A 737-nucleotide genomic window follows, 5' to 3' on the forward strand; every position below is an offset into this window, starting at 1 on the left:
AAGCTTTAGAATTATTTATAGAAGCTGGGGATATATCTGAGGCTGGAAGATTTATAAATGTATTATCAAACTTATATGATAAATATAAAGATTGTTTATCAGATGAAGTAAATGGTACTATATATAAGAAAATGATGATAGCTTTAGCTACTGGTTGGAGTAGTGATGCAGGTACATCAGCTTTGGAATTCAATATGAATCTTCCTACTTTTGATGCAGTTGGTAGATTTCAAATAATGAAGGATTTCTATGACAATGATAAATTAGCTAGAAAAGAAGAATTTAAGACTTATAACATGGAATTAATGAGAATGATTATGAATAATCAAATGGCTAATGAGGATTTAATTTGGTTAAACAATTATGCTAATAAGAAATATCCTAATGACTTAGGTAAAAAATTGAACTTTTGGAATTATGGTATTGCTTATAGAACAATAAATCTTAACCAAGATTTCATATATAATGAGAGCAATAGAGAAAAATTTGATACAAAATATAGTTTATCAGAAAATAATATATCATATGGTCAAAAAGGTAAACATAACTTATGGATGCTATTTGAAGTAGGTGGAGTTTGCTGGAACTCTTCAAGATTTGGACAAAATCTAAACAAAGCATTTGGACTACCTTCAATTGGTATATATCAACCATGGCACGAGGCAGTTTTAGAATATACTCAAGATTCTCAAGGTCGTGGGGTATGGTCTATTAATAATAATATAGGTGGTTGGCAA

Annotated in this window: 1 protein-coding gene; it reads left to right on the forward strand. The window is 29.0% G+C overall.

All coding sequences use genetic code 11. The features are described 5' to 3' along the window. Nucleotides 1-737: hypothetical protein (locus ACQRD5_RS17150; RefSeq protein ID WP_427747115.1), on the forward strand; the 737-nt coding region annotated here is incomplete at both ends.

Origin of the sequence: Clostridium sp. SGI.024, assembly GCF_050315195.1 — a bacterium.
In the GTDB taxonomy this organism is placed as follows: Bacteria; Bacillota; Clostridia; order Clostridiales; family Clostridiaceae; genus Clostridium.